General features: G+C 70.1%; 19 protein-coding genes. 14 read left to right on the top strand and 5 right to left on the bottom strand.

Annotated elements, in window-relative coordinates; all coding sequences use genetic code 11:
• The first annotated feature begins 3 nt into the window (after window positions 1–3).
• The 4 genes from SNE35_RS25980 to SNE35_RS25965 are packed head-to-tail and all read left to right on the top strand — an operon-like array spanning window position 4 to window position 5,998.
• Window positions 4–3,183 (top strand): efflux RND transporter permease subunit, encoded by a 3,180-nt coding sequence (locus tag SNE35_RS25980; RefSeq protein WP_320425947.1) that lies wholly within the window; start codon window positions 4–6, stop codon window positions 3,181–3,183.
• Window positions 3,173–4,348 carry an efflux RND transporter periplasmic adaptor subunit gene (locus tag SNE35_RS25975; RefSeq protein ID WP_320425946.1) on the top strand — a complete coding sequence of 392 codons (1,176 nt, stop codon included), beginning with the start codon at window positions 3,173–3,175 and terminating at the stop codon, window positions 4,346–4,348. Before SNE35_RS25980 ends, SNE35_RS25975 begins: the two co-directional genes overlap by 11 nt.
• Window position 4,349: 1 nt before the next feature.
• Window positions 4,350–5,777 carry an efflux transporter outer membrane subunit gene (locus tag SNE35_RS25970; protein ID WP_320425945.1) on the top strand — a complete coding sequence of 476 codons (1,428 nt, stop codon included), beginning with the start codon at window positions 4,350–4,352 and terminating at the stop codon, window positions 5,775–5,777.
• Window positions 5,777–5,998 carry a DUF3565 domain-containing protein gene (locus SNE35_RS25965; RefSeq protein WP_320425944.1) on the top strand — a complete coding sequence of 74 codons (222 nt, stop codon included), beginning with the start codon at window positions 5,777–5,779 and terminating at the stop codon, window positions 5,996–5,998. The genes SNE35_RS25970 and SNE35_RS25965 overlap by 1 nt, the downstream gene beginning before the upstream one ends.
• An 84-nt stretch (window positions 5,999–6,082) precedes the next feature.
• Here SNE35_RS25965 and SNE35_RS25960 read toward each other — a convergent pair whose 3' ends face one another.
• Window positions 6,083–6,664, bottom strand: coding sequence for a cohesin domain-containing protein (locus tag SNE35_RS25960; protein ID WP_320425943.1), 582 nt, complete (start codon window positions 6,662–6,664; stop codon window positions 6,083–6,085).
• 187 nt (window positions 6,665–6,851) lie between these two features.
• Here SNE35_RS25960 and SNE35_RS25955 point away from each other — a divergent pair, with 187 nt between their 5' ends.
• Genes SNE35_RS25955 through SNE35_RS25930 form a run of 6 tightly spaced genes read left to right on the top strand, consistent with a single transcriptional unit; the run spans window position 6,852 to window position 12,388 of the window.
• Window positions 6,852–8,387 carry a DUF4331 domain-containing protein gene (locus SNE35_RS25955; protein WP_320425942.1) on the top strand — a complete coding sequence of 512 codons (1,536 nt, stop codon included), beginning with the start codon at window positions 6,852–6,854 and terminating at the stop codon, window positions 8,385–8,387.
• Window positions 8,388–8,400: 13 nt separating this feature from the next.
• The gene (locus SNE35_RS25950; RefSeq protein WP_320425941.1) at window positions 8,401–8,697 is read left to right on the top strand and encodes a hypothetical protein; all 297 of its coding nucleotides are present in this window, start codon (window positions 8,401–8,403) and stop codon (window positions 8,695–8,697) included.
• Window positions 8,697–9,887: a hypothetical protein gene (locus tag SNE35_RS25945; protein ID WP_320425940.1), complete on the top strand. Its 1,191-nt coding sequence runs from the start codon at window positions 8,697–8,699 to the stop codon at window positions 9,885–9,887. The genes SNE35_RS25950 and SNE35_RS25945 overlap by 1 nt, the downstream gene beginning before the upstream one ends.
• On the top strand, window positions 9,887–11,041 hold the full coding sequence (locus SNE35_RS25940; protein WP_320425939.1) for a HupE/UreJ family protein: 1,155 nt from the start codon (window positions 9,887–9,889) through the stop codon (window positions 11,039–11,041). Before SNE35_RS25945 ends, SNE35_RS25940 begins: the two co-directional genes overlap by 1 nt.
• A gap of 52 nt (window positions 11,042–11,093) precedes the next feature.
• Window positions 11,094–11,732: a sigma-70 family RNA polymerase sigma factor gene (locus SNE35_RS25935; RefSeq protein ID WP_320425938.1), complete on the top strand. Its 639-nt coding sequence runs from the start codon at window positions 11,094–11,096 to the stop codon at window positions 11,730–11,732.
• A 2-nt stretch (window positions 11,733–11,734) separates the two neighbouring features.
• Complete coding sequence (locus SNE35_RS25930; protein WP_320425937.1) at window positions 11,735–12,388, top strand: ChrR family anti-sigma-E factor; 654 nt, start codon at window positions 11,735–11,737, stop codon at window positions 12,386–12,388.
• On the opposite strand, the gene SNE35_RS25925 is transcribed toward SNE35_RS25930, so the two are convergent.
• The 3 genes from SNE35_RS25925 to SNE35_RS25915 all read right to left on the bottom strand — a co-directional run bounded on the left by SNE35_RS25925 (window position 12,385) and on the right by SNE35_RS25915 (window position 16,264).
• On the bottom strand, window positions 12,385–13,779 hold the full coding sequence (locus SNE35_RS25925) for an 8-oxoguanine deaminase (RefSeq protein ID WP_320425936.1): 1,395 nt from the start codon (window positions 13,777–13,779) through the stop codon (window positions 12,385–12,387). The genes SNE35_RS25930 and SNE35_RS25925 overlap by 4 nt on opposite strands.
• Window positions 13,780–13,789: 10 nt before the next feature.
• On the bottom strand, window positions 13,790–15,211 hold the full coding sequence (locus SNE35_RS25920) for a nucleobase:cation symporter-2 family protein (protein WP_320425935.1): 1,422 nt from the start codon (window positions 15,209–15,211) through the stop codon (window positions 13,790–13,792).
• Between the two features lie 147 nt (window positions 15,212–15,358).
• Window positions 15,359–16,264, bottom strand: a complete 906-nt coding sequence (locus tag SNE35_RS25915) for a LysR family transcriptional regulator (protein ID WP_320425934.1) — start codon at window positions 16,262–16,264, stop codon at window positions 15,359–15,361.
• 66 nt (window positions 16,265–16,330) lie between these two features.
• Between SNE35_RS25915 and SNE35_RS25910 the strand changes: the two genes are divergently transcribed.
• Window positions 16,331–16,807, top strand: a complete 477-nt coding sequence (locus SNE35_RS25910) for a cupin domain-containing protein (protein ID WP_320425933.1) — start codon at window positions 16,331–16,333, stop codon at window positions 16,805–16,807.
• A gap of 12 nt (window positions 16,808–16,819) precedes the next feature.
• Here the strand turns inward: SNE35_RS25910 and SNE35_RS25905 are convergent, their stop codons facing one another.
• Window positions 16,820–17,311, bottom strand: coding sequence for a heme-degrading domain-containing protein (locus SNE35_RS25905; protein WP_320425932.1), 492 nt, complete (start codon window positions 17,309–17,311; stop codon window positions 16,820–16,822).
• 215 nt (window positions 17,312–17,526) lie between these two features.
• On the opposite strand from SNE35_RS25905, the gene SNE35_RS25900 reads away from it, so the two are divergent.
• Genes SNE35_RS25900 through SNE35_RS25890 form a run of 3 tightly spaced genes read left to right on the top strand, consistent with a single transcriptional unit; the run spans window position 17,527 to window position 20,976 of the window.
• Window positions 17,527–18,471, top strand: a complete 945-nt coding sequence (locus SNE35_RS25900; RefSeq protein WP_320425931.1) for a sugar ABC transporter substrate-binding protein — start codon at window positions 17,527–17,529, stop codon at window positions 18,469–18,471.
• 4 nt (window positions 18,472–18,475) lie between these two features.
• Window positions 18,476–20,005: a sugar ABC transporter ATP-binding protein gene (locus tag SNE35_RS25895; RefSeq protein ID WP_320425930.1), complete on the top strand. Its 1,530-nt coding sequence runs from the start codon at window positions 18,476–18,478 to the stop codon at window positions 20,003–20,005.
• Window positions 20,002–20,976, top strand: a complete 975-nt coding sequence (locus tag SNE35_RS25890; RefSeq protein WP_320425929.1) for an ABC transporter permease — start codon at window positions 20,002–20,004, stop codon at window positions 20,974–20,976. The genes SNE35_RS25895 and SNE35_RS25890 overlap by 4 nt, the downstream gene beginning before the upstream one ends.
• Window position 20,977: the final 1 nt, after the last annotated feature.

Raw genomic sequence — 20,977 nt, 5'->3', positions numbered from 1 at the left:
AGCATGCTCGTCGGAATCGTTCGCGTTGCGCTGCAACGCCCGTACACCTTTATCGTCGTCGCACTGCTGCTGCTGGGCATCGGCCCGCTGGCCGCCATGCGCACGCCCACCGACATCTTCCCGGACATCAAGATCCCGGTCATTGCCGTCGCCTGGCAGTACACCGGCCTGCCGCCGCAGGAAATGGCCGGCCGGATCTCGACACTGTTCCAGCGCTCGCTGACGACCACCGTCAACGACATCGAACACATCGAGGCAACGAGTTATGCCGGCGTGGGCATCGTCAAGATCTTCTTCCAGCCGGGCGTCAACGTCGCGGTCGCCAACGCGCAGGTCACGGCCATCGCGCAGGTGGCCGTGCGGCAGATGCCGCCGGGCATCACGCCGCCGCTGATCCTGAACTACAACGCCTCCACGGTGCCCATCCTGCAGCTGGCGCTGTCGGGCAAGGGCCTGTCGGAGCAGAACCTGTTCGACCTGGGCGTCAACACGGTGCGCACGCCGCTGGTCACCGTGCCCGGCGCGGCCATCCCCTTCCCCTACGGCGGCAAGCAGCGCCAGGTGCAGATCGACCTGGACCCGGCCGCGCTGCAGGCGCGCGGGCTGTCGGCGCAGGAAGTGTCGCTGGCGCTGGCAGCGCAGAACCTGATCATCCCGGTCGGCACGCAGAAGATCGGCGACCAGGAATACACGCTGCAGCTCAACAACGCGCCCTCGGTGATCGCCGACCTCGGCAATCTGCCGATCAAGGTGGTCAACGGCGCGACGATCTACATCCGCGACGTCGCCCACGTGCACGACGGCAACGCGCCGCAGACCAACATCGTCCACGTGGACGGCGGCCGCTCGGTGCTGATGTCGGTGCTGAAGAACGGCTCCACGTCCACGCTGGCGATCGTCGACGGCGTGCGCTCCAAGATCGCTGCGATGAAGTCTTCCTGGCCCGATGCGCTGAACGTCGTGCCCATCAACGACCAGTCGATCTTCGTGCGCGCCGCCATCAGCGGCGTGGCGGTGGAAGGCTGCATCGCCGCGGCGCTGACCAGCCTGATGATCCTGCTGTTCCTCGGCAGCTGGCGCTCCACCGTGATCATCGCGGTGTCGATCCCGCTGTCGATCATGGGCGCGCTGATCGGCCTGGCGATGCTGGGCGAAACGCTCAACATCATGACCCTGGGCGGCCTGGCGCTGGCAGTGGGCATCCTGGTGGACGACGCCACGGTGACGATCGAGAACATCAACTGGCACCTGGAACAGGGCAAGGACGTCGAGACCTCCATCATGGACGGCGCACGCCAGATCGTGACGCCGGCGCTGGTCTCGCTGCTGTGCATCTGCATCGTGTTCGTGCCGATGTTCTTCCTGACCGGCGTGGCACGCTTCCTGTTCGTGCCGATGGCCGAGGCCGTGATGCTGGCGATGCTGTGCTCCTTCCTGCTGTCGCGCACCCTGGTGCCGACGATGGCGAAGTACCTGCTGAAGCCGCACGTCCACGCCCATGAGCGCGAGGCCACCCGCAACCCGCTGATCCGCTTCCAGCGCGCCTTCGAGGCCCGCTTCGAGCGCATCCGCGGCGGCTACCGCGGCCTGCTGGCGCTGGCGGTGGGCCATCCGAAGACGGTGATCGCCGGCTTCGTCGCGGTGATCGCCGTGTCGGCCTGCCTGATCCCCTTCCTGGGCAGCAACTTCTTCCCCTCGGTGGACGGCGGCCAGATCCTGATGCACGCCCGCGTGCCGGTGGGCACGCGCGTCGAAGAGGCCGCGGCCCGCTTCGCGAAGATCGAGGACGCGGTCCGCCGGATCATTCCGCCGGACGAGATCGCCACGATGGTCGACAACATCGGCCTGCCGCCCAGCTCGATCAACCTGACCTACAACAACACCGGCGTAATCGGCACGCAGGACGGCGACGTGCAGATCGCGCTGACCAAGGAGCACAAGCCCACGGCCGACTACGTGCGCGAGCTGCGCGAGAAGCTGCCGCGCGAGTTCCCGGACACGGTGTTCTCGTTCCCGCCGGCCGACATCGTCAGCCAGATCCTGAACTTCGGCGCGCCGGCGCCGATCGACCTGCAGGTGCGCGGCAACAACCTGGACGCGAACTTCACCTACGCCAACCTGCTGCTGAAGAAGATCCGCCGCATCCCCGGCGTGGCCGACGCGCGCATCCAGCAGTCGAACAAGTCGCCGGTGTTCAACGTCGACATCGACCGCACGCGGGCGCAGGAAGTGGGCGTGACCGCGCGCGACGTGACGAACAACCTGGTCGTCAACCTCGCCGGCAGCAGCCAGGTCTCGCCGACCTTCTGGCTGAACCCGGTGAACGGCATCTCCTACTCGATCGTGATGCAGACGCCGCAGCACAAGCTCGACTCGCTGGCCGACCTGGCCAACTTGCCGATCGGTGGCGCCGGCCAGGTGCTGGGCGGCGTCTCCACCTTCAACCGCAGCAACTCCAGCGCCGTGCTGAGCCAGTACGACATCGCGCCGATGGTGCAGATCAACGCCGCCACGCAGGACCGCGACCTCGGCTCGGTGGCCGCGGACATCCGCAAGGTGGTCGAAGAGACCAAGGCCGACCTGCCCAAGGGCTCCGGCGTGGCGCTGCTGGGCCAGGTGCAGACGATGGAGCGCTCGTTCTCGGGCCTGCTGTTCGGCCTGCTCGGCGCGATCGTGCTGATCTACTTCCTGATCGTCATCAACTTCCAGTCCTGGAGCGATCCCTTCGTGATCGTCTGCGCGCTGCCCGCCGCGCTGGCCGGCATCGTCTGGATGCTGTTCGCCACGCACACGACGCTGAGCGTGCCGGCGCTCACCGGCGCCATCATGTGCATGGGCGTGGCCACCGCCAACAGCGTGCTGGTGATCACCTTCGCCCGCGAGCGGCTGGTCGAGCTGGGCGACGCCACGCAGGCGGCGATGGAGGCCGGCTTCGTGCGCTTCCGCCCGGTGCTGATGACCGCGCTGGCCATGATCATCGGCATGCTGCCGATGGCGCTGGGCCTGGGCGAAGGCGGCGAGCAGAACGCCCCGCTGGGCCGCGCGGTGATCGGCGGCCTCGTCTTCGCCACCATCGCCACGCTCGTGTTCGTGCCGGCGGTGTTCGGCCTCGTTCATCGGCGCGAGGGCAGCAAGAAGCAGCCCGGCGCCACCCCCGTTCTCGGAGAGAGTTATGTCGTCTGATCCGCACAGCATGCCGGCCGAGCCGGCCACCTTCTCGCGCCGCAAGCTGCAGCTGAGCGCCATCGTCATCGCGCTGGCCGCCGTCGGCATCGCCGCCTTCGGCATCATCGCGCGCCGCTCCGACGCCGCCATGCTTGACCAGCGCGCGCAGGACATGGCCGTGCCGACGGTCTCCGTCATCGCGCCCAAGCCCTCCAGCGGCGCCACCGCGCTGGAACTGCCCGGCCGCATCGAGGCCTTCGCCCGCGCGCCGATCTACGCCCGCGTCAGCGGCTACCTGAAGAGCTGGAAGGTCGACATCGGCGCGCCGGTGAAGGCCGGCCAGCTGCTTGCCGAGATCGAGACGCCCGACCTCGACCAGCAGCTGCTGCAGGCCCAGGCCGAACTCGCCAGCGCCAAGGCCAATGCCTCGCAGGCCGCGACCACGGCCAAGCGCTGGCAGTCGCTGCTGGGCAGCGATTCGGTCTCGCGCCAGGAGGTCGAGGAACGAACCAACGACCTGACGGCCAAGAACGCCGCCGTCAAGGCCTCGCAGGCCAATGTGGACCGCATCCAGTCGCTGAAGACCTACACGCGCATCACCGCGCCGTTCGACGGCGTCGTCACCACGCGCAACACCGACGTCGGCGCGCTGATCAACGTCGGCAGCGGCGCGCCGGGCACGGAGCTGTTCGTCGTGTCCGACACCCGCAAGCTGCGCGTCTACGTGACCGTGCCGCAGACCTATGCGGCGGCCATCAAGACCGGCGGCAAGGCCCGCCTCTCGGTGCCCGAACAGCCGGGCAAGAGCTACGCGGCGACGGTGCAGACGACGTCCCGCGCGATCTCGGCCGGCTCCGGCGGCATGCTGGTGCAGCTCGCCGTGGACAACTCGGCCGGCGAACTGCTGCCCGGCGGTTCGGCCCAGGTGAGCCTGGACCAGCCCGGCCTGTCCGGCACGCTGGCGATCCCGCCCGGCGCGCTGATCTTCAACAAGGCCGGCCTCAGCGTCGCCACCGTCGGCGCCGACAGCAAGGTGCAGCTCAAGCCCGTGACCGTGGCCCGCGACCTGGGCTCGTCGATCGAAGTCGCGACTGGCCTCGCCGCCGGCGACAAGGTGATCGAGAACCCGCCGGACGGCGTGAGCAGCGGCGACACCGTGCGCGTGAACGCGAAAGGTGGCTGAGGTGGCGTCGAGATACACGCTTCTCTTCGCCGCGCTCGTGCTGGCCGGCTGCGCGCAGATGCAGCCGCCCGCCAAGCTGCCCGACATCCCGGCCGTCACCGCCTTCAAGGAAGGCGTGGCGCCCTGGACCGCTGCCCAGCCGGCCGACCACGCGCCGCGCGGCGACTGGTGGACGCTCTACGGCGACGCCGACCTCGACGCACTGCAGGGCAAGCTCATCGCCAACAGCCCCGACCTGGCCGCCGCACTGGCGCGCTACCAGCAGTCGCAGGCGCTGACCGACCAGATCCGCGCCGCGCAGCTCCCCACGGTGAGCGGCTCGCTGAACATCCAGCGCGACCGCCAGGCCGAACTGCGCCCGCTACGCGTGCTGGGCCCGACCTCGCCGGACACCTACTCGTCCAACACCGTGGGCCTGGACCTCGAGTACGAGATCGACCTCTGGGGCCGCGTGCGCCAGCAGGTGGCTGCCGGCGTGGCCGCCGATGACGCGGCCCGCGCCGACCTGGCCTCGGCCCGGCTGAGCCTGCAGGCGCAGCTGGCCGACAACTACATCGCGCTGCGCGGCCTGGACCGCGACGGCGCGCTGCTGGCCGAGGCCGTCGAGGCCTACAGCAAGGCGCTGAGCCTGATCCAGAACCGCTTCCAGGCCGGCATCTCGTCGGGCCTGGACGAGGCCCGCGCGCAGGCGCAGGTGGAGGCCGCACGCTCGCAGCTGCGGCAGTCGCAGGCGCAGCGGGCGCTGATGGAGCACGCGGTCGCCGCGCTGGTCGGCGAGCCGGCATCCAACTTCAGCCTGGCGCCGAAGGTGATCGACATCGCCCTGCCCGACGTGCCGGCCGGCCTGCCCTCCACCTTGCTGGAACGCCGCGCCGACATCGCCGCCGCCGAGCGCCGCGTGGCCGCAGCCAACGCCAGCGTCGGCGTCGCGAAGGCGGCCGTGTTTCCCTCGCTGGTGCTGAGCGTGCTCGGCGGCTACCAGAGCAGCGACATCAGCCACTTCATCTCCGCGCCCAACGTGTTCTGGGCCGTCGGCCCGACTCTCGCTGGCACCTTGTTCGACGGCGGCCGCAAGAAGGCCGAGATCGCCCGCACGCAGGCCGTGCTGGACGAAAACGGCGCGCGCTACCGCGGCGTGGTGATCGGCGCCTTCCAGCAGGTCGAAGACCAGCTCGCGCTGCTTCAGCACTACGGCGCCGCCGCCGAAGCCGAGGCCGCCGCCCTGGCCGCCTCGCAGCGCGCACTGACCTTGGCGACCAACCGCTACCGCGAAGGCGCCGCCAGCTACCTGGAAGTGGTCACCTCGCAGACCGCCACGCTGCAGAGCCAGCGCAGCGCGGCCGACCTGGCCACGCGCCAGCGCCGCGCCAGCGTGCAGCTGATCCGTGCGCTGGGCGGCGGCTGGCAGGGTCTTTCGTCCGCCAGCTGATGGACCAGCCCATCGTCGGCTTCCACACGGACGACGACGGGCACTGGGTGGCCGAGCTGGCCTGCGGCCACAACCAGCACGTGCGACACGACCCGCCCTGGCAGAACCGGCCCTGGGTCATCACCGAGACCGGCCGGGAGGCCACAAAGGGTCAGGTCTTGCCCTGCCGCAAGTGCGATCAGGCCGCACCGCGCGACTGGCCGGCCCCCGCCGCCTCGTAGGTTGGAGTAAGCGAAGCGCACTCCAACACGCCGCCGTTGGAGCGTTGGAGTTCACTGCGTTCACTCCAACCTACATCTCTGTGGTCAGGCGGCGCCGCGCGACTGGCTGCGGCGACAAGCGGCCACCAGGCCGAGGCCGGCCAGTAGCAGCCCGACCGATGCCGGCTCCGGCACGGCCGTCACCGCGACGCTGCCCGGCACGACCGTGACGGCAATGTCCGCCAGCTGCGAGTCGAGGAACAGGACGTCGCCGAAGGTGAGCGCCGTCGTGCCTGCGGCCAGCGCGGTGAAGTCGACGTGCAGCAGCACACCGCTGCCGCTGGCGCCGGGGATGGGACCGACCAGCACCGAGTACGCGTAGGACAGCACGCCGGCGTCGTTGTCGATGGTGCCGGGATCGCTGACGGTCGAGCCGGCTGACGACAGGAAGTCGCCCTCGCTGCTGCCGGCGACGCGCAGCACGGCCGGGTCGAAGCCCAGGCTGAACTGGAAGCCGTAGAGATCCTGGACATCGTCGATCCGCACGTCCACGCCGAAGTTCTGCCCGACCTGCGTCGGCGTGGGGCTGGCGCTGATGCTCACCTGCGCGGCCTGGGACAGGACAGGCGCGGACAGGCCCAGGTACAACAGGGCGGCGGCAAAGACTCTGGAGAGCGGACGGATCACGATGCAGGACTCCTCATCACGAGAAAACGGGGTGCGCGATCCTCACACGGGCCGCCCGGCGGGCGCTACGGGGGTTCGACCCTATCCACGCTAGGGATTTGCAATCCGCCGCCATGGCCCCCGCGTATGAACTGGCGGACGGGCCTTCGGCCTGCCCGGTTCCCAGAATCCAACGCAGGAGAACCCCATGACCCCAAACTTCCCCGCGACGCGTCCGCGCGTCGGGCTGATGGCAGCCGCGCTGCTCTTGGCCGGTTTCGCGCATGCATCCAGTCACCGCGAGGCGCCCTTCATCACGACGGTGCCCAAGGTGGACGCCTCCGATTTCTACATGTTCATGAGCTACGAGTCCGGGCGCACGGACTACGTCACGCTGATCGCCAACTACCAGCCGCTGCAGGACCCGTACGGCGGCCCCAACTACTTCTCGATGGATCCGAACGCGCTGTACGAGATCCATGTGGACAACAACGGTGACGCGAAGGAAGACATCACCTTCCAGTTCCGCTTCAAGAACACCTTGAAGGGTACGGCGCTGACGATCGGCGACAAGCAGGTCGCGATCCCGTTGATCCAGTCCGGCACGGTGTCCGACCCGAAGGCCGCCACGCTGAACCTCAACGAGAGCTTCACGCTGGACGTCGTGCGCGGCGACCGGCGCAGCGGCACGCGCGGCTCGGTCACCAACGCCAGCGGCGGCGCCGCCACCTTCGACAAGCCGGTGGACAACATCGGCAAGAAGACGATCGCCGACTACGCCGCCTACGCGGCCAAGCACATCTACACCGTCAACATTCCCGGCTGCAGCCAGCCGGGCAAGGTGTTCGTGGGCCAGCGCAAGGATCCGTTCGCGGTGAACCTGGGCGTGATCTTCGACCTGGTGAACGCGCCGGTGTCGGTGATCACCGACCCGAGCCTGATCAATGCCGTGCCCAACCAGCTGGACGACAAGAACGTCACCACCCTGGCGCTGGAGGTGCACAAGAGCTGCCTCACCGCGGGCACCGAGACCGTCATCGGCGGCTGGACCACGGCCAGCCTGCGCCAGGCCCGCATCGTCGATCCGGCGCCCAAGGCCGGTCACCAGACGCCCGACAAGGCTGGCGGCGCCTGGGTGCAGGTCTCGCGCCTGGGCATGCCGCTGGTCAACGAGGTGGTCATCGGCCTGCCCGACAAGGACCGCTTCAATTCGTCCAAGCCCAAGGACGACGCGCAGTTCGCCACCTACGTGTCCAACCCGACCTTGCCGGCGCTGATCTCCACGGTGCTCAACCTGCCCGGCATCGCGCCGACCAACCTGCCGCGCAACGATCTGGTCGTGACCTTCCTGACCGGCATCAAGGGCGTGAACCAGCCGGCCAACGTCGTCGCGTCCGAGGAGCTGCGACTCAACACGGCGATCGCGGCCGTGCCCTTCGCGCAGCAGAACCGCCTGGGCATCGTCGGCAACATCCTGGCCGCAGGCAACGACAACGCGGGCTTCCCGAATGGCCGTCGGCCCAAGGACGACGTGGTCGACGTGTCGCTGGTGGCGATGATGGGCGGGCTGTGCGTGGCCAACGGCGACACCGATGCGCTGGGCTTCGGCACCGCCTGCAAGCCCTCGGCCGTGCCGCTGGGCGCCACCTCGCTGAAGCTGCACGATGGCGTGGACCAGGCCGTGGTGCCGCTGCTGCCGGGCTTCCCGTACCTGTACACGCCGACCGGCGGTACGCAGCAGTGAAGGAGGCCCAGTCATGAAGACGCTATCGACCCCAGGCCTCGATCCGAAGCTGGCCTTCGCGCTCGCGCCGATCGCCGCGGCGGCCCTGCTGGCCGGCTGCTTCGGCGGCGGCAGCGACTCCACCGACATGCCCGGCGGCGGGTCCACCGCGGCCGAGGTGCCGGACAGCGCACTGGCCTCCTCCACCGCCTACACGCAGTTCACGCTCACGACCTCCCAGTCGAGCAGCGAGACGGCGGAACCTTTGTCGGCGGACAAGGTGGGCACGCCGCCGAGCAGCGAGACCGACGAGCCGGTGTCGGTGCCTTGATGAAGCATGCCCCTGCCGCGCGTGCGCTCGCGGCGGGGCTGCTGCTGATACTGGGCGCCGCCGGTCTCGCAGCCGCGGCGCCCTACACGCCTCAGCGCGACGATGAAGTCGTCGAGCAGTTGCCGCTGCGCGCGGGCTCGGCCGCCGAGCGCGCGCGCCAGCGCTCCGTCCAGCGCATGCTGGCGCAGCAACCGAAGAACCTGGAGCTGGCCCTGCCGGCCGCGCGCGCGGCGCTCGAGCGCAACCGGCGCTACGGCGATCCGCGCGATCTCGGCAGCGCGCAGGCCTGGCTGCAGCCCTGGTGGAACGAGCCGGCACCGCCGCCGCAGGCACGGCTGCTAAAGGCCGTGGTGCTGCAGGCCCGGCATGATTTCGACCCCGCCATCGCCGAACTCGATGCGCTGCTGGCCACGCCCGACCTGCCGGCCGCCCTGCGCGCGCAGGCCGAGCTCACGCGCGCCGGCGTGCTGCAGGTGCGCGGCCGCTGGGACGAGGCGCGTGCCGGCTGCCAGCGCCTGGCAGCACCGCCGCTGTCGCTGCCGCACGGCGCCGCCTGCCTGGCCGAGCTGGACAGCCTGCAGGGCAAGGCCGGCGAGGCCGCGCAGCGGCTCGACGCCATCGAGCATCAACCCAATGCGCCGCGCGCCTGGGTCGCCCTGCTGCGCGCCGAGCTGGCTGAGCGCCAGGCCGCGCCGGACGCAGGCACGCTCTTCGCGCAGGCGCTGCAGCTGTCCGACGGCGACCTCTACGCCCGCGCCGCCTACGCCGACTGGCTGCTTGCCGCCGGCCGACCCGACGCGGCGGCCGCGGTCGTCCGCGAAGGCCAGCCCGCTTCCCTGGAGGCCCTGCCCGACAACCTGCTGCTGCGCCTGGCCATCGCGCTGAAGCGCAGCGGCACGCGCGATGCCAGCGATGCCGCGACCGAGATGCAGCAGCGCTTCGACGCCGCCGCGCTGCGCGGCGACACCAGCCACGGCCGCGAGCGCGCCCGCTTCGCGCTGGACGTGCGCGGCGATGCCCGCGAGGCCCTGGCCCAGGCCCGCCTGAACTGGGAGCAGCAGAAGGAACCCGCCGATGCGTTGCTGCTGCTGCGCGCCGCCAAAGCGGCCGGCCAGCTCGATGCGGCCGCGCCGGTGCACGCCTTCGTGCGCGCGCAGCGCATGCAGGACCAACGGATGAGCGGCCTGTGATGCAGCATCTTCGCCATCTCGCCACTGCGCTGCTGATGCTGAGCAGCCTCGGCGCATCTGCCCACAAGGCCAGCGACGCCTACCTGCGGCTGCAGGTCCACGGCCACGAACTGAGCCTGCGCGCCGACATCGCGCTGCGCGACCTGGACCGCGAGCTGGTGCTCGATGCCGACGACGACGGCCAGCTGCGCTGGGGCGAGATCCGCAGCCGCAGCGCCGACATCGAGGCGATGGCCGAGCGCGGCATGCAGCTCATGGTCCACGACGAGCACGGCGCCGCCTGCACGCCGATCGCCTCCGCGCCGCTACAGATCGAGCACCACAGCGACGGCCGCTACGCCGTCGTCGTGCGCCGCTGGCAATGCGCCGGCACACCCACCAGGGCCGAACTCGACTACACCCTGTTCGCCACCACCGACCCGACGCATCGCGGCATCCTGCTGCAGCAGCAGAGCGCGGCGGCGCACCCGCAGGTGATCGCGCCGGGCGGCCCGCCGGTGGCGCTGAGCCTCAGCCCCGCGCCGGGCGAGGCATCGCGGGCCTGGCTGGGCATCTTCGAGGCCGGCGTCCATCACATCTGGGTCGGGCTGGACCACGTGCTGTTCCTGACCGCACTGCTGTTACCCGCCGTGCTCCGGCGCGAAGGCAAGGTCTGGCTGCCGGCGCAAGCCTGGCGGCCGGCGCTGATGAATGTGCTGGGCGTGGTCACCGCCTTCACCGTCGCGCACTCGATCACCTTGGGCCTGGCGGCCTTCGACCTCGTCAACCCGCCCTCGCGCTGGATCGAGAGCCTGATCGCGCTGAGCGTGCTGCTGGCCGCGCTGAACAACATCTGGCCGGTGATGGTGGAGACGCGCTGGCGCCTGACCTTCGCCTTCGGCCTGGTGCACGGCTTCGGCTTCGCCGGGCCGCTGCGGGACCTGGGCCTGAGCCGCGCCGAGCTGGCCATGCCGCTGCTGCTGTTCAACCTCGGCGTCGAGGCCGGGCAGTTGGCGATCGTGGCGGTGCTGGTGCCGGCCGCCTGGGCGGCGCGGCGCTGGCGCGGCTACCGATGCTGGGTGCTGGGCGCCGGGTCACTGGCGGTGGCGGTGCTGGCGCTGGCCTGGCTGGTGGAGCGGCTGTTCGATGTGCAGCTGCCGGGTGTCGGTGCATGAATGTTTGGCGTCGTGATGATCCGCCAGGCGCCTGATTGCGTAAGACACGCCGATGGACACGCACATGGCCGCTTCGGAACCTCCCTTGCCGGGCAAGCGAACGCCCGCATTGGCCATCGTTCCGCCGGTCGGCAACGTCGACGAAGACTGGAGCGCCACCCTGTGCGCGCTGGCACAGCAGCAGGACCTCCAGGCCTTCGCGCGGCTGTTCGCCCACTTCGCGCCGCGGGTCAAGCGCTACCTGATGCTGGCCGGCTGCCCCGAGGCCCAGGCGGACGAGCTGTCGCAGGAGGCGCTGGCCGCCGTCTGGCGCAAGGCGGCACTGTTCGATCCGGCCCGGGCCGCGGCATCGACCTGGATCTTCACGATCGCCCGCCACCTGCGCGTGGACGCGATGCGCCGCCGGCAGGGCCTGGGCGAGGCGGAGTCGCTCGACGCGGCCGCGCCGGGCTTCGAGCTGGCAGACCTCACGCAGCCCACCGCCGATGACCGGCTGCATGCCCAGCAGCAGCACCAGCGCTTGCGCCGCGCCTTCGCGCTGCTGTCGCCGCAGCATCGCCAACTCCTGAACCTCTCCTACTACGACGAAGCACCGCATACGCGCATCGCGGCCGAGCTGGGCATCCCGCTCGGCACCGTGAAGTCGCGCATTCGCGTGGCGGTCGCGCAATTGCGCCGCCTGCTGGAATGATGATGAATACGATCCGCCACCATCCCGACGACGCCATGCTGCTGGCCCATGCCAGCGGCCACATGGAGGCCGGCACGAGCCTGGTGCTCGCCAGCCACCTGGAGCTGTGCGAGCACTGCCGCGAGCGCCGGCGCGAACTCGACGCATTGGGCGGCCTGGTGCTGGACGCGCTGGAGCCCGCCGCGATGTCCGACGATGCGCTGGCCCGTACGCTGGCTCGCATCGAAGCCGGCACGCCGCCCGCGCCGGCTCGCCGCTTCGCCCCGCCGCCGCTGCCGCCCGGCGTGGAATGGCCGGCCGCGCTGGCCCATTGCAGCGCCACGCGCTGGCGCTGGATCGCGCCGGGCATGCGCTGGAGCCGCGTCACGGTGCCCGAGAGCCCGCGCGCCAACGTCTTCCTGCTGCGCATGGGGGCGGGTCGCTATCTGTCGCCGCACGGCCATCGCGGCGTGGAGATGACGCAGGTGCTCTACGGCCGCTTCCACGACGGGCGCGCGCTGTTCGGCCCCGGCGACTTCGACCTCGCCGACGGCGAGATCCGCCACCAGCCGGCGGTGCAGGAAGGCAGCGAATGCATCTGCCTGACCGCCGTCGACGGCCGGCTGTGCTTCGAGGGCGTGATGGCCCGGCTGTTCGGCGTGCTCGCGGAGGTTTAAGCGCCCGCCGTGTGCGGATGCCGCGCCGCCTCGAACAGCGTGCGCGCCAGCCGGCGGTGATCCTGCAGCAGCGGCGCCAGTTCCACGTCCACCAGCTCGCCGCCCTTCACCCGCACCCGGCCGTTGATGACGGAGAGGCTCACCGAGGCCGGCTGGCAGAACACCAGCGCGGCGACCGGGTCGTGCCAGGCGCCTGCGTGGCCGACGCCGCGCAGGTCGAAGGCAACGAGGTCGGCGGCCATATTGGGCGCGATGGCCCCGATGTCGTCGCGGCCCAGCACCTTGGCGCCGCCCAGCGTGGCGATCTCCAGCGCCTCGCGCGCCGTCATGGCGGCGGGGCCGTGGCCGACGCGGGCCAGCAGCATCGCCTGCCGTGCCTCGCCCAGCATGTGGGCGCCGTCGTTGCTGGCGCTGCCGTCCACGCCCAGGCCGACGGGCACGCCGGCGCGGCGCATCGCGCCGATCGGGGCGATGCCCGAGGCCAGGCGCATATTGCTGCAGGGGCAGTGGGCCACGCCGGTGCCGGTGCGGCCGAACAGCGCGATGCCGGCTTCATCGAGCTTCACGCAGTGGGCATGCCAGACATCGGGGCCGACCCAGCCGAGCTCCTGGGCGTACTCGGCCGGCGTCATGCCGAACTTCTCGCGGGAGTAAGCGATATCCTTGTCGTTCTCGGCCAGGTGGGTGTGCAGCGACACGCCCTTCTCGCGCGCCAGCACGGCCGAGTCGCGCATCAGCTCGCGCGAGACCGAGAACGGCGAGCACGGTGCCAGCACCACGCGCTGCATCGCGAAGCGGCCGGGGTTGTGCCAGCGGTCGATCAGGCGCTCGCTGTCGCGCAGGATCGATGCATCGTCTTCCACCACCTCGTCGGGCGGCAGGCCGCCGGCGCTGCGGCCCACGCTCATGCTGCCGCGCGCGGCGTGGAAGCGCATGCCCATCGTGGACGCGGCCTCGATCGAATCGTCGAGCCGGCTGCCGTTGGGGAACAGGTAGAGGTGGTCGCTGCTGGTCGTGCAGCCCGAGAGCATCAGCTCGGCCATCGCCGTCTGCGTGGAGACGCGGATCATCTCCGGCGTCAGCCGCGCCCACAGCAGGTAGAGGTTGGTGAGCCAATCAAACAGCTCCGCATCCTGCGCCGCCGGCACCACGCGGGTGAGGCTCTGGTACATGTGGTGGTGCGTGTTGACGAGGCCCGGCATCAGCACGTGCCCGTGCAGGTCGATGACCTCGCCGGCGGCAGCGAGCAACTTCGGCGGCAGGTCGGCTGACGCGCCGGCCCAGCGGATCGCCGGCCCGTCGATGACGACCGCACCATCGGCGATCTCGCGGCGCGCCGCGTCCATCGTGACGAGCACTTCGGCGTGGCGGAGGATCAGCAGTTGGCTCATGGGCTGGTAGTCACTCGGCCGAATGAGCGGTGGACGCAGCCAGGCGCATCGAGCGCTCGGCGGAAGCGACACCGTTGTAGAACAGGTTCAGGATCACGGCGGACAAGGTGCCCAGCACGATGCCGCTGTGGGTGATCGGGTGCAGCCACGCCGGCAGATGCTGGAACAGCGAGGGGGACAGCGTCGGGATCAGGCCGAGCCCGATCGAGATCGCGATGACGAAGAGCCCGTGCCGGTTCTGCGCGAAATCGATGCTGCCGAGGATGCGCACGCCGGTGGCCGCCACCATGCCGAACATGACGATGCCGGCGCCGCCCAGCACGAAGCTGGGCACGCTGCCGACGATGTGGGCCAGCTTGGGGAACAGGGCCAGCAGGATCAGGATGAGCCCGCCGGCGGCGGCCACGTAGCGCGAGCGCACGCCGGTCACCGTCACCAGGCCCACGTTCTGCGAGAAGCTGGTGTACGGGAAGGTGTTGAACACACCGCCGATCACGGTGCCCAGGCCGTCCGCGCGCAGGCCGCGCGTCAGCAGTTCCGGCGTGACCTGGCGGCCGGTGATGGCACCCAGCGCCAGGAACATGCCGGTGGACTCGACCAGAGTGATCATCATCACGATGCACATCGAGATCACGGCCGAAAGCTCGAAGCGCGGCATGCCGAAGTGGAAGGGCGTGGTGACGGCGATCCACGGTGTTTCCGCCAGGCCGTCGAAGTGCATGAGTCCCAGCGCCAGCGACACGATCACGCCGACGACGATGCCCAGCAGCACCGCGATATTGCCGACCAGCCCGCGGCCGTAGCGGCTGATCGCGATCACCACCAGCAGCACCAGGCCGGCGATGGCCAGCTTGCCGGGATCGCCGTAACCGGGGTTGGAGACGGCATGCTGCACGCCGTTCACCATCTCGGTGTGCGACGGTTGTCCGCCACCGGCCCAGTTGATCGCCACGCCCATCAGCGAGACGCCGATCAGCGTGATCACCGTGCCAGTGACCAGCGGCGGGAAAACGCCCAGCACGCGCCCCATCAGCGGCGCCATCGCCATGCCGAACAGGCCGGAGACGATGGTGGCGCCGTAGATGGCGGTGAGGCCCAGCGACGGGTCGGTACCGATGGCGATCATCGGTCCGACCGAGGCGAAGGTGACGCCCATCATCACCGGCATGCGGATGCCGAAACCGAACAGGCCCAGGGCCTGGATCAGCGTCGCAAGGCCGGCGGCGAGCAGGTCGGCATTGATCAGGAAGGCGATGTCGGCCTTGGACAGGCCCAGGGCACCGCCCACGATCAGCGGCACGGCCACCGTGCCGGCGTACATGACGAGCACGTGCTGCAGGCCCAGGGCGGCGCAGCGCACCGGCGGGAGCGGCTGGTCGAGCAGGTGGCTGTTGGTGTAGCCGTCGACGGAAGTGGAGCTGGGGGAACTCATCGGCGTGAATCCTTTGTCTGGCTGGCTTGTCGGCGCCCGGATCGCTGGGAACAACGACAGGCGGCCGCAGTCTAGGACGCAGGGCCGGGGCAAGGCGAGCAGCGAATTTCGCGCCGGGCGTGCTGAAAAAGTGGACGCTTGCGCGGGTTAGCCCGCAGTCAGCAACTGCTGAAGCCCACGCACGAGATGCCGCACCAGCAGGTCCGCGGCGAGGTTCGCCGGCCGGCCGGGGCGGCAGATCAGGCGCAGCGTCTGCGGCCTCGGATGCGCGTCGCGCAGCGGCACGAAGATCAGCTGCCCGCGGCGGCGCTCCTCGTCCATGTCGAGCCGGTTCAGCAGCGTGATGCCGCTGCCGCGCAGCACCAGCTGGCGGATCAGCGAGGTGGAGGTGGCTTCGACGACCGGCACGACGCGGATATCGCTGCGGGCGAAGGCGCCATCCAGCAAGGGGCGCAAGGAAAGCTGCGGCGCCGGCAGGATCAGCGGGTAGCCGATGCAGTCGGACAGCAGCGCCGTGGCCTGGCCCGTCAGCGGATGGCCCGGCGGCACGATGACGCCGATCGGCCATTCGCTGGTGAACAGCACCTGGAAGCCGGCGCTGTCCGGCACGTCGTAGGCCAGCGCCACGTCGCAGTCGCCGTCGGCCACGTTCTTGAGCATGTCGACGATGGGCGAATCCAGCAGCTTCAGCCGGATGCCCGGATGCTCGGCGCGGAAGCTCTGGGCCACGCCGGGCAGGAAGGACGAGGCGAGGCCCGAGGTCGTCGCCAAGGTCACCTCGCCCTGGCTCAGCCCCTGCACGGCCGCGATGCGCTCGCGCACGGCCTCGAACTCGCGCAGCGTGCTGCGCGCGTGCTCCAGCACCAGTTCGCCGACGGGCGTCAGCCGCAAGGTTCCCCGCACCCGCTCGAACAGCGGCGCGCCCAGCTCCTCTTCGAGATTGAGGATCTGCCGGCTGACCGCCGTCGGCACGACATGCAGCTGCTCGGCGGCCTTGCGGATCGAGCCCGTTCGGACGACCTCGGCGAAGTAACGGAGCACCTTGGCATGCATGGTGCCGACATTGTCCGGCCGGATTGCGCTACAACTCCGTATCGAGCGAGCAGGAGAACCCTGAGCATGAGCGATGCAAAAGAACACGGCGACGCGGCCTGGAAACATGACGGCGTGCGCGTCGTCCCCGGCGACAACCTGGATGCGAACACCGCGCAGACGCCCGGCATGGACCGCAAGGCCGCGATCAACTTCGCCCGCGTCGGCGCGCAGAAGCTGTGGGCCGGCACCGTGCACATCCACGCCAACGCGAAGACCGGCGCCCATCACCACGGGCCGCTGGAAAGCGTGATCTACATCGTCAAGGGCCGCGCGCGCATGCGCTGGGGCGAGCACCTTGAGTTCACCGCCGAGGCCGGGCCGGGCGACTTCATCTATGTGCCGCCCTTCGTGCCGCACCAGGAGATCAACGCCAGCCCCACCGAGACGCTGGAATGCGTGCTGGTGCGCAGCGACGGCGAGGCGGTGGCCGTGAACCTGGACATCGAACCGGCCGAGCCACCCGAAGAGGTCAAGTGGGTCGACCCGACCCACCCGGCCTGACGATCCTGCGCGTCAGAAACGAACTTCGTCCAGCGGCACGCCGCACAGCGCGGCCAGCACCTCGACGACCATCGCGTGATCGTCCCGCTGCGGCAGGCCCGACACGGTGACGACGCCGATGCGCGAGCCGTCCGCCAGGGTGATCGGGAACGCCCCGCCGTGGTTGGCGTAGTCCCGCGTCGGCAGGCCCATCGAGGCCTCCAGCGAATTGCCGTCACGCGCATGCTCGCGGCCGACACCGTAGGAGCTGCGGCCCAGCAGCTCCACCGTGTTGCGCTTGCGGCGCGCCCAGTCGGCATTGGACGCAGAGGTGCCGGGCATGGCCTGGAAGAACACCGTCTCGCGGGCCAGGCGGATCTCCACCGACACGGCCACGCCGCGTGAGCGCGCCAGCTCGCGCAGCGCGCTGCCGAGCTGCCAGGCGGTGTCCTCGTTGAAGGCGGCGAAGCGCAGGCGCTGTTCCTGCACGGCGATGCGGGCGATGTCTTGGGCGAGGTCGGTCATGGCGAAGGCGTTTCGGGTTTCGGGTTTTGGGTTTCGGGTTTCGGGTTTCGGGTTTCGGGTTTCGGGTTTCGGGTTTCGGGTTTCGGACGACCCACATGCTATGCGGCCCGCGCTGTTCGGGTAAATCCGATGTAAATCCATGAGGCAAACGTTTGCGCAAACGTTTTTACGTGCTTACACTCCGCTCCGTTCCATACCCACAACAGGAGACAAGCATGCATACCCGTCGCACCGTGGCCGGCGCCCTGAGCCTGGCCGGCATCCTGATCGCGTCGCCCGTCTGGGCACAAAACCCGCCGAAAGTCGCGCTGGTGATGAAGTCGCTGGCCAACGAGTTCTTCCTGACGATGGAAGAAGGCGCCAAGGCCCACCAGAAGCAGCACGCCAAGGAATACACGCTGGTCGCCAGCGGCATCAAGGACGAGACGGACTCCGCCGCGCAGATCCGCATCGTCGAGCAGATGGTGGCGCAGAAGGTCGACGCGCTGGTGATCGCGCCGGCGGATTCCAAGGCGCTGGTGCCGGCGCTGAAGGCTGCCGCCGACAAGGGCGTGCTGATCGTCAACATCGACAACAAACTCGATGACGCAGCGCTGAAGGAAAAGAACCTGCAGGTGCCCTTCGTCGGCCCCGACAACCGCGCCGGCGCCAAGCTGGTGGGCGATGCGCTGGCCAAGACGCTGAAGGCCGGCGACAAGGTCGGCATCATCGAAGGCGTGTCCACGACCGTCAACGCGCAGCAGCGCACGCTGGGCTTCCAGGACGCGATGAAGGCGGCGGGTGTCACCGTCGTCGGCGTGCAGTCGGGCCAGTGGGAGATCGACAAGGGCAACCAAGTCGCTTCCAGCATGCTGCGCGAGCACCCGGACCTGAAGGCCCTGCTGGCCGGCAATGACTCGATGGCCCTGGGTGCCGTGGCAGCCGTCAAGGCGGCGGGCAAGACCGGCAAGGTGCAGGTCGTGGGCTACGACAACATCAGCGCGATCAAGCCGATGCTGAAGGACGGCCGCGTGCTCGCGACGGCCGACCAGTTCGCCGCCAAGCAGGCCGTGTTCGGCATCGAGACCGCGCTGAAGGCGCTGTCGGCCAAGACCCCGCAGAGCGGCATGCCGGCGGAAGTCAAGACCGACGTGGTGCTGGTCACCCGCGACTCGAAGTAAGCCAATGAGCCAACCCGTGCTGACGCTGCAGGGCATCGGCAAGGACTACGCCGCGACGGTGCTCGACGGCGTGGACCTGCAGTTGCAGCCGGGCCAGGTGCTGGCGCTGACGGGCGAGAACGGCGCCGGCAAGAGCACGCTGTCCAAGATCATCTGCGGCCTCGTGTCGCCGACTCGCGGGCAGATGCAATTGGCCGGCCAGCCCTTCGCGCCCCGCTCGCGCCGCGAGGCCGAGGCCCAGGGCGTGCGCATGGTGATGCAGGAGCTGGGCCTCGTGCCCACGCTGACGGTGGCGGAGAACCTGCTGCTGGGCCGACTGCCGAACCGCGCCGGCTGGGTGCAGCGCGACCGGCTGCGCGCGCTGGCCGAACAGCAGCTCGCTCGTATCGGCCTCACCGACATCGACCCCGACCTGCCGGTGTCGCGGCTGGGCATCGGCCACCAGCAGATGGTGGAGATCGCCCGCAATCTGCAGGACGACACGCGGGTGCTGATCCTCGACGAGCCGACCGCGATGCTGACGGCGCGCGAGTCCGAGCGCCTGTTCGAGCAGGTCGCGCAGCTTGCCGCGGCCGGCGTGGCGCTGATCTATGTGTCGCACCGGCTGGAAGAGCTGCGCCGGATCTGCGATCGCGTCGCCGTGCTGCGCGACGGCCGCCTGGTGGACGATCGGCCGATGGCCGGCGTCACCGAACCGGAGCTGGTGCAGCGCATGATCGGCCGCGCGCTGGACGACGGCCAGGAGCGCGAGCGCCGCCCGGCCGGGCCGGTGAAGCTGCGGGTGCGCAATCTCTCCCGAGCCCAGGTCGTGCGGGACGTCAGCCTGGACCTGCACGCGGGCGAGGTGCTTGGCATCGCCGGCCTGGTCGGATCGGGCCGCACCGAATTGCTGCGTCTGATCTACGGCGCCGACCGCGCCGACAAGGGCAGCGTCGAGCTGCTGGACAAAGAGGGCCAGGCCCAGCCGCGCTGGACCGACCCGATCACGGCCGTGCGCCGCGGCATCGGCCTGGTCAGCGAGGACCGCAAGTCCGAGGGCCTGCTGTTGCCCCAATCGATCCGCGTCAACACGACGCTCAGCGATCTCGGCGCCGTGGCGCGCGGCGGCTGGCTGCAGCCGGCGCTCGAACGCGAGCGGGTGCGCGGCCTCGTGCAAAAACTGCGCGTGCGCTGCAGCAGCGAAGAGCAGCCGGTGGCGGCGCTGTCCGGCGGCAACCAGCAGAAGGTCGTGTTCGCACGCTGGCTGCATCGCAACTGCGAGGTGCTGCTGCTGGATGAGCCCACGCGCGGCGTCGACGTCGGCGCCCGCGCCGATCTCTATGCCGAACTGGACCGCATGGCCGCGGAAGGCCGCGCGCTGCTGGTGGTCTCCAGCGACCTGCGCGAGCTGACCGCCCTGTGCGACCGCATCGGCGTGATGAGCGGCGGGCGGCTGGTGCGCATCTTCGAGCGCGGCGACTGGACCGAACAATCGCTGCTGGAGGCCGCGTTCAGCGGCGCCGGCGAGCAACAACAAGAGAGAGTTTCGGCATGAGCGCCACTCCCAATGCTTCGCCCCGCGGCGGGCTGCAATCGCAGTTCGGCACCTACATCGGCCTGGCGGCTGTGCTGATCGGCATGGTGGCGCTGTTCAGCGTGCTGAGCGAATACTTCTTCTCGGCCGACACCTTCGTCGCCGTCGTCAACGAGATCCCGGCGCTGGCGGTGATGGCGATCGGCATGACCTTCGTGCTGATCATCGCAGGCATCGACCTGTCGGTCGGCTCGGTGCTGGCGCTCAGCGCGGCGCTGTCGGCGCTGGCCGTGCTGCAGTGGGGCTGGAGCCCGCTGGCCGGCGCGCTGCTGGGCCTGGCCGCCGGCGGCCTGTGCGGCACCGTGCTCGGCACGGTGTCGGTCGCGTGGCGGCTGCCCTCGTTCATCGTCTCGCTGGGCATGCTGGAGGTCGTGCGCGGCGCGGCCTATGTGGTCACCGGCTCGCGCACGCAGTACGTCGGCGACCGCATCGGCGCGCTGGCGACGCCGCTACTGGGCGGCGTCTCGGTGGCCTTCGTGCTGGCGCTGGCGCTCGTCATCGCCGGCCAGCTGGTGCTGACGCGCACGGTGTTTGGCCGCAGCGTCGTGGGCATCGGCACCAACGAGGAGGCGATGCGCCTGGCCGGCGTGGACCCGCGGCCCGTGCGCATCATCGTGTTCGCGATGACGGGCCTGCTGGCCGGCCTCGGCGGGCTGATGCAGGCCGCGCGACTGGAAGCGGCCGACCCCAACGCGGGCCAGGGCATCGAGCTGCGCGTGATCGCCGCTGTCGTGATCGGCGGCACCAGCCTGATGGGCGGGCGTGGCTCGGTCGTCAACACCTTCATCGGCGTGCTGATCATCGCGGTGCTGGAAGCGGGCCTGTCGCAGGTCGGCGCCAGCGAGCCGAGCAAGCGCATCATCACCGGCTGCGTGATCGTCGTGGCCGTCATCGTCGACACCTTGCGCCAGCGGCGCGCGAACAGGGGCTGAG

It is taken from the genome of Roseateles agri, assembly GCF_034043675.1.
Taxonomy (GTDB): domain Bacteria; phylum Pseudomonadota; class Gammaproteobacteria; order Burkholderiales; family Burkholderiaceae_C; genus KK5.
The sequence above is the reverse complement of the archived record's forward strand: the minus strand, read 5'-3'. Positions and strand labels throughout refer to the sequence as shown.

Excerpts from the sequence above, each read along its gene's own strand:
- SNE35_RS25965 (WP_320425944.1), top strand. The coding sequence starts at position 5,777 with ATGGACCAGCCCATCGTCGGCTTCCACACGGACGACGACGGGCACTGG.
- SNE35_RS25895 (WP_320425930.1), top strand. The coding sequence starts at position 18,476 with ATGAGCCAACCCGTGCTGACGCTGCAGGGCATCGGCAAGGACTACGCC.
- SNE35_RS25940 (WP_320425939.1), top strand. The coding sequence starts at position 9,887 with ATGCAGCATCTTCGCCATCTCGCCACTGCGCTGCTGATGCTGAGCAGC.
- SNE35_RS25925 (WP_320425936.1), bottom strand. The coding sequence starts at position 13,779 with ATGAGCCAACTGCTGATCCTCCGCCACGCCGAAGTGCTCGTCACGATG.
- SNE35_RS25900 (WP_320425931.1), top strand. The coding sequence starts at position 17,527 with ATGCATACCCGTCGCACCGTGGCCGGCGCCCTGAGCCTGGCCGGCATC.
- SNE35_RS25945 (WP_320425940.1), top strand. The coding sequence starts at position 8,697 with ATGAAGCATGCCCCTGCCGCGCGTGCGCTCGCGGCGGGGCTGCTGCTG.
- SNE35_RS25950 (WP_320425941.1), top strand. The coding sequence starts at position 8,401 with ATGAAGACGCTATCGACCCCAGGCCTCGATCCGAAGCTGGCCTTCGCG.
- SNE35_RS25905 (WP_320425932.1), bottom strand. The coding sequence starts at position 17,311 with ATGACCGACCTCGCCCAAGACATCGCCCGCATCGCCGTGCAGGAACAG.
- SNE35_RS25920 (WP_320425935.1), bottom strand. The coding sequence starts at position 15,211 with ATGAGTTCCCCCAGCTCCACTTCCGTCGACGGCTACACCAACAGCCAC.
- SNE35_RS25910 (WP_320425933.1), top strand. The coding sequence starts at position 16,331 with ATGAGCGATGCAAAAGAACACGGCGACGCGGCCTGGAAACATGACGGC.
- SNE35_RS25975 (WP_320425946.1), top strand. The coding sequence starts at position 3,173 with ATGTCGTCTGATCCGCACAGCATGCCGGCCGAGCCGGCCACCTTCTCG.
- SNE35_RS25955 (WP_320425942.1), top strand. The coding sequence starts at position 6,852 with ATGACCCCAAACTTCCCCGCGACGCGTCCGCGCGTCGGGCTGATGGCA.
- SNE35_RS25980 (WP_320425947.1), top strand. The coding sequence starts at position 4 with ATGCTCGTCGGAATCGTTCGCGTTGCGCTGCAACGCCCGTACACCTTT.
- SNE35_RS25890 (WP_320425929.1), top strand. The coding sequence starts at position 20,002 with ATGAGCGCCACTCCCAATGCTTCGCCCCGCGGCGGGCTGCAATCGCAG.
- SNE35_RS25930 (WP_320425937.1), top strand. The coding sequence starts at position 11,735 with ATGAATACGATCCGCCACCATCCCGACGACGCCATGCTGCTGGCCCAT.
- SNE35_RS25915 (WP_320425934.1), bottom strand. The coding sequence starts at position 16,264 with ATGCATGCCAAGGTGCTCCGTTACTTCGCCGAGGTCGTCCGAACGGGC.
- SNE35_RS25935 (WP_320425938.1), top strand. The coding sequence starts at position 11,094 with ATGGACACGCACATGGCCGCTTCGGAACCTCCCTTGCCGGGCAAGCGA.